Origin of the sequence: Microbacterium testaceum, assembly GCF_029761935.1 — a bacterium.
In the GTDB taxonomy this organism is placed as follows: domain Bacteria; phylum Actinomycetota; class Actinomycetes; order Actinomycetales; family Microbacteriaceae; genus Microbacterium; species Microbacterium testaceum_A.
The window spans coordinates 1-12,504 of the sequence record NZ_CP121699.1 but is presented as its reverse complement, the minus strand read 5'-3'; the positions used below and the strand labels follow the sequence as shown (position 1 = coordinate 12,504).

5 protein-coding genes and 3 rRNA genes are annotated in these 12,504 nt (G+C 63.4%); 2 read left to right on the top strand and 6 right to left on the bottom strand.

Annotated elements, in window-relative coordinates:
• Positions 1 to 48: 48 nt before the first annotated feature.
• Positions 49 to 906 (top strand): helix-turn-helix transcriptional regulator, encoded by an 858-nt coding sequence (locus QBE02_RS00040; RefSeq protein WP_279366621.1) that lies wholly within the window; start codon positions 49 to 51, stop codon positions 904 to 906.
• 63 nt (positions 907 to 969) lie between these two features.
• Here the strand turns inward: QBE02_RS00040 and hisS are convergent, their stop codons facing one another.
• Complete coding sequence (gene hisS, locus QBE02_RS00035; protein ID WP_279367832.1) at positions 970 to 2,217, bottom strand: histidine--tRNA ligase; 1,248 nt, start codon at positions 2,215 to 2,217, stop codon at positions 970 to 972.
• Between the two features lie 140 nt (positions 2,218 to 2,357).
• Entirely contained in the window at positions 2,358 to 2,963 is a 606-nt protein-coding gene (locus QBE02_RS00030) for a MazG family protein (RefSeq protein ID WP_279367831.1), read from the bottom strand.
• Positions 2,964 to 3,234: 271 nt separating this feature from the next.
• On the opposite strand from QBE02_RS00030, the gene QBE02_RS00025 reads away from it, so the two are divergent.
• A complete protein-coding gene (locus QBE02_RS00025) occupies positions 3,235 to 5,907 on the top strand; it encodes a phosphoenolpyruvate carboxylase (RefSeq protein ID WP_056229956.1) in 2,673 nt (890 codons plus the stop codon).
• A 33-nt stretch (positions 5,908 to 5,940) separates the two neighbouring features.
• Here the strand turns inward: QBE02_RS00025 and QBE02_RS00020 are convergent, their stop codons facing one another.
• The 4 genes from QBE02_RS00020 to QBE02_RS00005 form a co-directional block, all read right to left on the bottom strand.
• On the bottom strand, positions 5,941 to 6,579 hold the full coding sequence (locus QBE02_RS00020) for a gamma carbonic anhydrase family protein (protein WP_279366620.1): 639 nt from the start codon (positions 6,577 to 6,579) through the stop codon (positions 5,941 to 5,943).
• Between the two features lie 227 nt (positions 6,580 to 6,806).
• Positions 6,807 to 6,923 (bottom strand): 5S ribosomal RNA (gene rrf / locus QBE02_RS00015).
• Positions 6,924 to 7,025: 102 nt separating this feature from the next.
• A 23S ribosomal RNA gene (locus QBE02_RS00010) occupies positions 7,026 to 10,137 on the bottom strand.
• A 411-nt stretch (positions 10,138 to 10,548) separates the two neighbouring features.
• Positions 10,549 to 12,070: ribosomal RNA gene (locus QBE02_RS00005) — 16S ribosomal RNA — on the bottom strand.
• The 16S, 23S and 5S rRNA genes sit together here, the layout of an rRNA operon.
• Between the last annotated feature and the right edge of the window lie 434 nt (positions 12,071 to 12,504).

The following is a 12,504-nucleotide window of genomic DNA, read 5'->3' as shown; positions in this document are numbered from 1 at the left end:
CGCGATGGCGGGAGCGCGTCCTATGATCGCCGGAGAGGGAGGGATGCCATGACTCGATCCGACGATGTGCGCGCCGAATTCGCGGGGTTCCTGCGCAGCAGACGAGCGCGCCTCCGCCCCTCCGACGTGGGGCTTCCCGAGGGGACACGACGCCGCGTCGCTGGCCTGCGCCGCGAAGAGGTCGCACAGCTCGCCGGGGTGGGGCTGACCTGGTACACCTGGCTCGAGCAGGGGCGTCCGATCGCGGCCTCCGCCCAGGTGGTCGCCGCGATCGCGCGTGCACTCCGGCTGAGCGATGACGAGCGAGACCACCTGTTCGCCCTCGCCGACCTACCGGTGCCCGACCGCGAGGCACGGCTGTGCGTCGGAGCCACCCATCTCGACCTGCTCGAGAAGCTCCTCCCCTACCCGGCCGCGGTCCAGACCGCGCGCTTCGACATCCGCGCCTACAACCGCGCGTACCGGTACCTCTTCGACGACCTCGACGAGATGCCCGCCGAGCGACGCAACTGCGCCGTTCTGCTGTTCACCGATTCCGAGTGGCAGCGTTCGCACGTCGAGCTCGACCACGCCCAGCGGAGGATCGCCGCGCGCCTACGCGCCGCGTACGGCCGCCACCACGAGGAACCCTCCTGGCAGCGTTTCGTCGCCGAACTCGAGGAGGAGTCCCCGCGCTTCGCCGAACTGTGGCGGCTCGGCGACGTCGGGGGAGAACGCAACGCGAACAAGCACCTCGTCCACGCCCGCGTGGGCGAACTCCACCTCGAGATGTCCAGTCTCTGGATCGACGATGGTCTGGGCTCGCGTGTGGTGTGGTTCTCTCCGCGCGATGCCGAGACCGCGGCTCGCCTGGAACGCCTCGCCGCGGACGACCCGGCCGAAGCCCCCATCAGCGCGGTGGCGTGACCCCGGCCCACGCGCCGTGGATCGGGGCACGGCAGCGAGGGCCGGCATCCCCTCCCGTCGTCGTCAGGCGAGCGGTTTGAGCTCGAGGGACTCGGGGGTCGTGTCGGCGTTCACGCTCGCGAACGAGGCGTAGCCGTCCGCTGCGGAACGCTCGAGCAACGCTTTCATGTTCTTCGCGCGTTGCTCCACGCGCACGCGTGCGCCGTCGGCGATGAGCGCCGTCTTCAGCGCGAGCAGTCGTGCGAACGGCACGTCGCGATCGTGGACGAGGACGACCGCGCGCTCGCCGCCGGCGTCGGTGGCCGGCAGCAGGTCGACGATGCGCTCGAACCCGATCGAGAAGCCCACGGCCGGAACCTGCTGGCCGAGGAAGCGCCCGATCATGCCGTCGTACCGGCCGCCGCCGCCGAGCGAGTAGTCGACGCTCGGGTGGGCGAGCTCGAAGATCGTGCCCGTGTAGTAGCCCATGCCCCGCACGAGGAACGGGTCGAAGACCAGGGGAACTGCTCCCCCGCGCGCGGCGGCCACCGTGTCGCCGAGATCGACGAGGTGCGCGACGACCTCGTCCGGGATGCCGTCGGGCAGCGCCGCGCGGATGCCGGGCTCATCGAACGACGGCTCGGCCGCGGGCCGCTCCAGGTAGGCGGCGAAAGCGTCGACGGCCGAGGCGTTCACCCCGCGTCCGCGCAGCTCTTCCACCACCCCCGAGGGGCCGACCTTGTCGAGCTTGTCGATCGTGATGAGCACCCCCGGGCGCTCATCGGGCGCGAAGCCGAAGACGTCGAGCACCGCGTCGAGGGCGCGCCGGTCGTTGACGCGGATCGACCCGCCCTCGAGACCCAGCGCGTCGAGGACGTCGAGGCTCGCGGTCATCAGTTCGGCCTCGGCACGCGCCGAGGCGTCGCCGATGATGTCGATGTCGCACTGCACGAACTGGCGGTAGCGCCCCTTCTGCGGGCGCTCGGCGCGCCAGACCGGGGCGATCTGGATCGAACGGAACACCGTAGGAAGCTGTGCGCGGTGCGTGGCGTAGAACCGGGCGAGGGGCACGGTGAGGTCGTAGCGCAGGCCCAGGTCGGCCAGCGCGGCAGGGTCGTCGGCGGCGGCGTGGATGCCCTCGGCATCCATCCCCCGCTTGAGGATGCTGAACGACAGCTTCTCGTTGTCGCCGCCGATCCCCGCGTGCAGGCGGTCGTAGTCCTCCACGACGGGGGTCTCGATCTCGTCGAAGCCGTGGGCGCGGTAACGCTCGCGGATGACGGCGAGCACGCGCTCGCGACGGGCCTTGTCAGCGGGGAGGAAGTCGCGCATGCCGCGCGGCGGGTTCACGGATGCCACGGCCCCATTCTTCCAGAGCGACGCGGGCGGTCCGTCGTCCGGCGCGTCGCCCGCCGGCGGTGGAGATCACCCGCTCCGGCCGCACCGGACCGTGTGCGCTCGCGCGGAGCCCGTCATCGCGGGCCCGCCTCCGCCTCACGCACCTCGGTCCGCAGGTCGCGCACGCGTTCGCGCAGGGCGCGCTCGGCGTCCCAGCCGCGCGAGCGCGCCAGATGCACGAGGGTCAGCAGCGCGTCGCCGAGCTCCGCTTCGGTCGCGGGGTCGGCCAGGTGATGCGTCGGCGCGCAAACACCGACCTGCGCGGCCTTCCCCATCACCTTCTGCGCGAGGGCGAGAGCGGGCATGTGGTCGCTGACCCCGTCGAGCACGCTGGTGCGCGTGCTCTTCTCGGCGGCCTTGGCCGCATTCCAGTGCACCAGCACCTCTTCGGGTGTGGTGGCCACGGCATCCGCGAACACGTGCGGATGCCGCCGCACCATCTTCTCGGTGAGTCCCCGGGCGACGTCGTCGATGTCGAAGGGATCGTCGGCATCGCCCGCGGCGATCTCGGCGTGGAACAGGACCTGCCAGAGCAGGTCGCCGAGCTCCTCGCGCAGGTCGGCGCGCGTGCCGGACTCGACGGCGTCGATGACCTCGGCACTCTCTTCGACGAGGTACGGCACGAGGTCGCGGTGGTCGATGGTCCGCGTCCAGGCGCAGCGCGCGCGCACGGTTCGCATGGTGTCGGCGGCCTCGCGCAGGGCGTCGTCGCTCACGGTTCCTCCTTCGGCGGGCCCGGCGGTCCGCTCGCCACGAGTATCCCCCGCGCCGAGGCGCGCGGCGCCCGCCCGTGCCGTACGCCGGAGATTTCGGGATGCCGAGCCCCCGCGCCCCGAATCACTGCGGTGACACCCGGGCGCGGCCGGAGATCGTCCGGTGCTCGACCCGTCGGACGGTCGCATGCCGTTACACGTGAATCGGTGCGCCCTCGACGCCGATAATCTGGGGCGTGTGCGTGAACTGACCCCGACCGAGGCCATCGACCTCGTGGGCCGCTTCGAAGCCGGCCAGGAGCTCCCCGAACAGATGCGTGCCGATGTGCGCCTGCTGGGATCGCTCCTGGGCCGCGTCCTTCAGGAGAGCGGCTCCCCCGGACTGTACGACGACGTCGAGCGACTGCGATCGGCGACGATCCAGGCCTACACCGACGAGACGCCCGAGGCGTTCGAACGGGCGGCCGCGATCGCCGACGGCTTCTCGATCGAGCGGGCGGACGAGGTGGCCCGGGCCTTCACGGCCTACTTCCATCTCGTGAACCTCGTCGAGGAGCACCAGCGCGTCCGCGTGCTGCGCGAGCGTGGCGATCATCCCTCGCGCAGCGGCACCCCCGACACGATCGCGAGCGCTTTCGAGCGGCTCTCGAGCGAGGTCGGCGAAGAGACGGCGCTCGCACGCCTCCAGGCGCTCCGCTTCCACCCGGTCTTCACCGCGCACCCCACCGAGGCCCGCCGCCGCGCGATATCGACCAGCATCCGACGTCTGTCCGAGCTGCTGTCGGAGCACGACGACGCCTCCGCGGGTGGCACCGAGAGCCGTCGTGCCGAGCGTCGCATGCTCGAAGAGATCGACACGCTCTGGCGCACCGCCCCTCTACGGCGTGAGAAACCGTCGCCCGTCGACGAGGTCCGCTCCGTCATGTCCGTGTTCGACGAGACGCTCTACACCGCGGTCCCGCGCGTCTACCGCCGCATCGACGACATCCTGCAGGGCGAGAACGCCGGATCCCGCGCGCCGATCGTCAAGCCGTTCGTGCGCGTCGGCTCGTGGGTCGGCGGCGACCGTGACGGAAACCCCTTCGTCACGGCATCCGTCACCCGCAAGGCCGCCGCGATCGCGAGCGAGCACGTGCTCCTCGGGCTCGAGCGCACGACCCAGCGCGTGGGGCGCGGTTTGACCCTGGATGCCGAGAGCACCCCGCCCAGCGACGCTCTTGTCGCGCTGTGGCACCGCTTGCGCGCCGCCGACGAGGACGCGGCGGCCGAGATCGCCGAGCGCTCCCCCGACGAACCGCACCGGCGGATCCTGCTGCTGCTCGCCCGCAAGATCGCGGCGACCCGTACCCGCAACGCCGACCTCGCGTACCGCGACCCCGAGCACCTGCTCGCCGACCTGCGCACCGTGCAGGATTCGCTGGTGGCGGCGGGTGCCGCTCGTCAGGCCTACGGCGCCCTGCAGCGTCTCGTGTGGCAGGTCGAGACCTACGGCTTCCACCTGACCGAGCTCGAGGTGCGTCAGCACTCCGCCGTGCACCGCAAGGTCCTCGACGAGCTGCGCGCCGGCGGAGCCCGGAGCGAGCAGACCGACGAGGTCCTCGAGGTCTTCCGCTCGATCGCGTACGTGCAGGAGCGCTTCGGGCCGCGCGCCGCCGGACGCTACATCGTGTCCTTCACGCAGTCGGCCGAAGACCTCGCCAACGTGCACGAGCTCGCCTCGTACGCGATGGGCCCGGGCGAGACGCTTCCGGTGCTCGATGTCATCCCGCTGTTCGAGACCTTCGCCGACCTGCAGGCGGCTCCCGGCATCCTGGCCGAGATCGTGTCGCACCCCTCGTTCGTGAGCCGACTGGATGCCACGGGTCGCCGCCTCGAGGTCATGCTCGGCTACTCCGACTCGTCGAAGGACGTCGGCCCGGTCGCGGCGAACCTCGCCCTCTACGAGGCCCAGGCCGAGATCTCCACGTGGGCCCAGGCCGAGGGCATCGAACTGACGCTGTTCCACGGTCGCGGCGGAGCCCTGGGCCGCGGCGGTGGGCCCGCCAACTCCGCGATCCTCGCGCAGCCGCCCCACTCGGTGGACGGCCGGTTCAAGCTCACCGAGCAGGGCGAGGTCATCTTCGCTCGGTACGGCGACGCGGACATCGCCATGCGTCACATCGATCAGGTGGCGGCCGCCGTTCTCACGGCATCCTCCCCCTCGATCGAACGTCGCAATCGTGGCGCCGCCGAGGCGTTCGCCGACGTGGCGAGCACGATGGACGTCGCTTCGCGCGAGCGGTTCTTCGCCCTCGTCAAGGCTCCGGGCTTCGCACCGTGGTTCGCCACGGTCACCCCGATGGAAGAACTCGGACATCTGGCGCTCGGTTCGCGTCCCGCGCGACGCGGTCTGTCGGTCGAATCGCTCGAGGATCTCCGCGCCATCCCGTGGGTGTTCTCGTGGACGCAGGCGCGCATCAACCTCGCCGGCTGGTTCGGTCTGGGCACGGCCCTCGACGCTGTGGGCGACGAACAGCGTCTGCGCGACGCGTACGAGCAGTGGCCGCTGTTCCGCACGATGATCGACAACGTCGCCATGAGCCTCGCCAAGGCCGACGAGCGCATCGCCCGCCGCTACCTGGCCCTCGGCGACCGCGACGACCTCGCGCAGCTCGTGATGGACGAGATGCTCCTCACCCGATCCTGGGTCGAGCGCATCACCGGAGGCGATCTGCTGGGCAACAAGCCCATCCTCCAGCGCGCCGTCAAGATGCGCAGTCCCTACGTCGACGCGCTCTCGCTTCTGCAGCTCCGGGCTCTGCGCGCGCTGCGGGATGCGGACGCCGACAACCCGACTCCGGATGCCGAACACCAGCGCCTCCTGCTGCTGTCGGTGAGCGGAGTGGCCGCCGGTCTGCAGAACACCGGCTGACGTTCAGGACCGATACGGCGCGCCGCTCCTCTCTCAGAGGGGCGGCGCGTCTTTCGTGATGTCGACGGTCTCGTGGTCCACGCGTCGATCCGTCCGGTGCCGCGACAGGCTTCGACCGTAGCGTTCCGTGAGCTGCACCATGAGATCGGGCGTCTGCCGATCCAAGGCGAAGACGTAACCCGGGAAGTCGAGTTCCTTCTGTGCGGCCCAGATCTCCTCGTGCCGGTCGGGAGGGAGGATCTGCAGGGGATCCCCCACGGCCACCCAGGCGATCGGGACGACGGTGTCCGGGGGCAGCAGGGTTCGCACGTGCACGACGGCGTTGATCCGCACTTCGCTGCGATCGCCCACCACCGCGCCGTTGAAGATGCGCGTGCCCGTCGCGAGGAAGACCTCTTCGCCGATGTCGGCGCCAGCGATGCTCGCCATCGGGCCGATCAGGGTGTGGGCACCGACGTGGACGGCGTGCGCCGAGCTCGCGCGCACGAGGGCGTTCTCCATCACGATGGAGTCGTCGCCGAGGACGACGGGGCTCCCCTCGGACGTGACCACCGCGCCGTGGAGAACTTGGCATCCGGCGCCTATCCTCACGTCGCCGCTGATCACCGCCGTGGGGGCGATGGCGGCGTCGGGGTGGATCCGGGGCTCGACCCCCAGGTGTGTGTAGAGCATGACGGCGTCCCTTCTCGGTGCCGTCAGCGTAGACCCGGGGTCGCCCCCATTGATATGCCGGGGTACGGCGAAGCGCCGGTGCCCACACCCACCCTTTTCTGGGTGGTGTGGGCACCGACGCTGAAACCCAATCCCCGGGGGTTCGACCCGGGGTCGATCACCGGGGAAGTGTGCCCGTAAATGCGAAATGGCCACCCAACTTTGGGTGGCCATTTCGACGAAAAGAAGTCCGGCGGTGTCCTACTCTCCCACAGGGTCCCCCCTGCAGTACCATCGGCGCTGAGAGGCTTAGCTTCCGGGTTCGGAATGTAACCGGGCGTTTCCCTCTCGCTATGGCCGCCGAAACACTATTGATGTTTCAAAAACCAACAACGACATGATCATTGTTGAGTTCCCGACCGTACATCGAGAACCACTCAGTGGACGCAAGCACCAAAAACAGGTGTGTTATCAAGTCATCGGCTTATTAGTACCGGTCAGCTTCACGTATTACTACGCTTCCACATCCGGCCTATCAACCCAGTAGTCTGGCTGGGAGCCTCTCACCATAAATGGTATGGAAGTCTCATCTTGAGGCCGGCTTCCCGCTTAGATGCTTTCAGCGGTTATCCATCCCGAACGTAGCTAATCAGCGGTGCTCCTGGCGGAACAACTGACACACCAGAGGTTCGTCCAACCCGGTCCTCTCGTACTAGGGTCAGATCCTCTCAAACTTCCTACGCGCGCAGCGGATAGGGACCGAACTGTCTCACGACGTTCTAAACCCAGCTCGCGTACCGCTTTAATGGGCGAACAGCCCAACCCTTGGGACCTACTCCAGCCCCAGGATGCGACGAGCCGACATCGAGGTGCCAAACCATGCCGTCGATATGGACTCTTGGGCAAGATCAGCCTGTTATCCCCGAGGTACCTTTTATCCGTTGAGCGACAGCGCTTCCACAAGCCACTGCCGGATCACTAGTCCCGACTTTCGTCCCTGCTCGACCTGTCAGTCTCACAGTCAAGCTCCCTTGTGCACTTACACTCGCCACCTGATTGCCAACCAGGTTGAGGGAACCTTTGGGCGCCTCCGTTACATTTTGGGAGGCAACCGCCCCAGTTAAACTACCCACCAGGCACTGTCCCTGAACCGGATCACGGTCCTAAGTTAGATATCCAGAGTGACCAGAGTGGTATTTCAACAATGACTCCACACTCACTGGCGTGAATGCTTCACCGTCTCCCACCTATCCTACACAAGCCACACCGAACACCAATACCAAGCTGTAGTAAAGGTCACGGGGTCTTTCCGTCCTGCTGCGCGTAACGAGCATCTTTACTCGTAATGCAATTTCGCCGAGTTCGCGGTTGAGACAGTTGGGAAGTCGTTACGCCATTCGTGCAGGTCGGAACTTACCCGACAAGGAATTTCGCTACCTTAGGATGGTTATAGTTACCACCGCCGTTTACTGGGGCTTAAATTCTCAGCCTCGCCTTGCGGCTAACCGGTCCTCTTAACCTTCCAGCACCGGGCAGGCGTCAGTCCGTATACATCGTCTTGCGACTTGGCACGGACCTGTGTTTTTAGTAAACAGTCGCTACCCACTAGTCTCTGCGGCCACCACACCCTTTCGGAGCAAGTCCTAATAAGTGGATGGCCCCCCTTCTCCCGAAGTTACGGGGGCATTTTGCCGAGTTCCTTAACCACGATTCTCTCGATCTCCTTGGTATTCTCTACCTGACCACCTGAGTCGGTTTGGGGTACGGGCAGCTAGAACCTCGCGTCGATGCTTTTCTCGGCAGCATAGGATCACCCACTTTTTATCCGCATCGTGTCTCAGCCGTAATGAGTGACGGATTTGCCTATCACTCGGCCTACGCACTTGCACCAGGACTACCATCGCCTGGCTTGGGCTACCTTCCTGCGTCACACCTGTTAATACGCTAGCCGCACCAGCATGGGGTCGAGCGTTCACACGGACGCGTCTCACCCCGAAGGGATCAACAACATTCCGAGCTAGGACTCTTAGCACCACTGGATTAGCTTGGGCGGTTCTTCGCCGGTACGGGAATATCAACCCGTTGTCCATCGACTACGCCTGTCGGCCTCGCCTTAGGTCCCGACTTACCCAGGGAAGATTAGCTTGACCCTGGAACCCTTGGTCTTTCGGAGGACGTGTTTCTCACACGTCTTTCGCTACTCATGCCTGCATTCTCACTCGTGTAGCGTCCACGGCTGGGTCACCCCGCCGCTTCACTCGCCACACGACGCTCTCCTACCCATCAACACGGCTGGACCACGAAGGCCTACCAAAAATGTCAATGCCACAACTTCGGTGGCGTGCTTGAGCCCCGTTACATTGTCGGCGCGGAATCACTTGACCAGTGAGCTATTACGCACTCTTTCAAGGGTGGCTGCTTCTAAGCCAACCTCCTGGTTGTCAAAGCAACTCCACATCCTTTCCCACTTAGCACGCGCTTAGGGACCTTAGTTGGTGGTCTGGGTTGTTTCCCTCTCGACTATGAAGCTTATCCCCCACAGTCTCACTGCTGCGCTCTCACTTACCGGCATTCGGAGTTTGGCTGACGTCAGTAACCTTGTAGGGCCCATCGGCCATCCAGTAGCTCTACCTCCGGCAAGAAACACGCAACGCTGCACCTAAATGCATTTCGGAGAGAACCAGCTATCACGAAGTTTGATTGGCCTTTCACCCCTATCCACAGCTCATCCCCTCAGTTTTCAACCTAAGTGGGTTCGGTCCTCCACGACGTCTTACCGTCGCTTCAACCTGGCCATGGATAGATCACTTCGCTTCGGGTCTAGGACACGCGACTGAATCGCCCTATTCAGACTCGCTTTCGCTACGGCTACCCCACTCGGGTTAACCTCGCCACGTATCGCTAACTCGCAGGCTCATTCTTCAAAAGGCACGCTGTCACCCCTACTAAGGAGGCTCCAACGGTTTGTAAGCAAACGGTTTCAGGTACTATTTCACTCCCCTCCCGGGGTACTTTTCACCTTTCCCTCACGGTACTTGTCCGCTATCGGTCATCTGGGAGTATTTAGGCTTATCAGGTGGTCCTGACAGATTCACACGGGATTTCTCGGGCCCCGTGCTACTTGGGATACTCTTCACGCCAAGAACAGGCATTTCGACTACGGGGTTCGCACCCTCTATGACCGGCCATTCAAAACCGTTCGTCTATACCCTCTTGTCACGTCGATCATTCGGCAGAACAATCAGAAAAGTCCCACAACCCCCAACATGCAACGCCTGCCGGCTATCACACACGCTAGGTTTAGCCTCTTCCGGTTTCGCTCGCCACTACTTACGGAATCGCTTTTGCTTTCTCTTCCTGTGGGTACTGAGATGTTTCACTTCCCCACGTTCCCTCTACCCGCCCTATATATTCAGGCGGGAGTCACCAGGTACGCACGCGCCCTGGCGGGGTTTCCCCATTCGGACACCCTCGGATCAAAACTCGCTTATCAGCTCCCCGAGGCTTATCGCAGATTGCTACGTCCTTCTTCGGCTCCAGATGCCAAGGCATCCACCGTTTGCTCTTAAAGACTTGAAATCACATGAGTTGAATCGTCAAAAAATTGACTAATGATCTTTAAGATCATCTTCACGACACAAACCAAAAGGCTCATGTCGAAGATGCTCGCGTCCACTGTGTAGTTCTCAAAGTACGGGCGGCACCCCTCCCACACCCACCAACCGGCAAGCGCAAGAAAGGCCCTCGAGGAACAGCCACCAACAAAGAATCCAAAGACCCCCGTCAGCGCCCGGCCCCTCAGGACCCAACAGCGTGCATGCCCCGCCAACGAAACCCCCCACCTTTCCCGTCACCAAAGCGACGTACTCAGCAGAAAGCCCCACAAAACGAGACCCCATCAAATGTTCCACCCATGAGCTAACCGGCAGACACATTCGGTCTGATCCGGCGCCTGAACAACCCCATGACAGGGCGTCAGATGCTCCTTAGAAAGGAGGTGATCCAGCCGCACCTTCCGGTACGGCTACCTTGTTACGACTTAGTCCTAATTACCGATCCCACCTTCGACGGCTCCCTCCACAAGGGTTGGGCCACCGGCTTCAGGTGTTACCGACTTTCATGACTTGACGGGCGGTGTGTACAAGACCCGGGAACGTATTCACCGCAGCGTTGCTGATCTGCGATTACTAGCGACTCCGACTTCATGAGGTCGAGTTGCAGACCTCAATCCGAACTGGGACCGGCTTTTTGGGATTCGCTCCACCTCACGGTATTGCAGCCCTTTGTACCGGCCATTGTAGCATGCGTGAAGCCCAAGACATAAGGGGCATGATGATTTGACGTCATCCCCACCTTCCTCCGAGTTGACCCCGGCAGTATCCCATGAGTTCCCACCATTACGTGCTGGCAACATAGAACGAGGGTTGCGCTCGTTGCGGGACTTAACCCAACATCTCACGACACGAGCTGACGACAACCATGCACCACCTGTTTACGAGTGTCCAAAGAGTTGACCATTTCTGGCCCGTTCTCGTATATGTCAAGCCTTGGTAAGGTTCTTCGCGTTGCATCGAATTAATCCGCATGCTCCGCCGCTTGTGCGGGTCCCCGTCAATTCCTTTGAGTTTTAGCCTTGCGGCCGTACTCCCCAGGCGGGGAACTTAATGCGTTAGCTGCGTCACGGAAACCGTGGAATGGTCCCCACAACTAGTTCCCAACGTTTACGGGGTGGACTACCAGGGTATCTAAGCCTGTTTGCTCCCCACCCTTTCGCTCCTCAGCGTCAGTTACGGCCCAGAGATCTGCCTTCGCCATCGGTGTTCCTCCTGATATCTGCGCATTCCACCGCTACACCAGGAATTCCAATCTCCCCTACCGCACTCTAGTCTGCCCGTACCCACTGCAGGCCCGAGGTTGAGCCTCGGGATTTCACAGCAGACGCGACAAACCGCCTACGAGCTCTTTACGCCCAATAATTCCGGATAACGCTTGCGCCCTACGTATTACCGCGGCTGCTGGCACGTAGTTAGCCGGCGCTTTTTCTGCAGGTACCGTCACTTTCGCTTCTTCCCTGCTAAAAGAGGTTTACAACCCGAAGGCCGTCATCCCTCACGCGGCGTTGCTGCATCAGGCTTCCGCCCATTGTGCAATATTCCCCACTGCTGCCTCCCGTAGGAGTCTGGGCCGTGTCTCAGTCCCAGTGTGGCCGGTCACCCTCTCAGGCCGGCTACCCGTCGACGCCTTGGTGAGCCATTACCTCACCAACAAGCTGATAGGCCGCGAGCCCATCCCAGACCGAAAAATCTTTCCAAACACGACCATGCGATCACGTCTCATATCCAGTATTAGACGCCGTTTCCAGCGCTTATCCCAGAGTCCAGGGCAGGTTGCTCACGTGTTACTCACCCGTTCGCCACTGATCCACCAAGCAAGCTTGGCTTCACCGTTCGACTTGCATGTGTTAAGCACGCCGCCAGCGTTCATCCTGAGCCAGGATCAAACTCTCCGTAAAAAAGAAATGCATACAACCACCGGGAAAACGGGGCCGCAGCGAGTTTGAAACTGACCAAAGAAAAACATCATTACTGACGAATTTCACGCCAACCCCCAAAAGGGTTGGACTTTGATCCAAAGGAATTTCTCGCAATCCAACAAAAGTCAGACCGACGAGGAAAAAATTGGCATTTGACAAGTGCACGCTGTTGAGTTCTCAAGGAACGGACGCACCCACAGAAACGATCTCTCGACCTACCCGTGAGGCAGTTCACTTCAATTGACAGCCGCCAGCACACGGAACCTCATTGGGATCTCAAAAAGATCAACCTCGGGAACCGGCCGAACGACCGAACCAAAACCATACACCATTCGGAGCAGGTTTTGGGTGGTCCGCCACTTGAGACGATGCGGGGCCTTCCGGCCGCTCCGCTCTCCCCTGTGGGGCGAACA

What these genes read in the sequence shown, in the direction of transcription:
- QBE02_RS00040 (WP_279366621.1), top strand. Translation starts at nt 49, where the DNA reads ATGACTCGATCCGACGATGTGCGCGCCGAATTCGCGGGGTTCCTGCGC.
- hisS (WP_279367832.1), bottom strand. Translation starts at nt 2,217, where the DNA reads ATGCGCGACTTCCTCCCCGCTGACAAGGCCCGTCGCGAGCGCGTGCTC.
- QBE02_RS00030 (WP_279367831.1), bottom strand. Translation starts at nt 2,963, where the DNA reads ATGCGAACCGTGCGCGCGCGCTGCGCCTGGACGCGGACCATCGACCAC.
- QBE02_RS00020 (WP_279366620.1), bottom strand. Translation starts at nt 6,579, where the DNA reads ATGCTCTACACACACCTGGGGGTCGAGCCCCGGATCCACCCCGACGCC.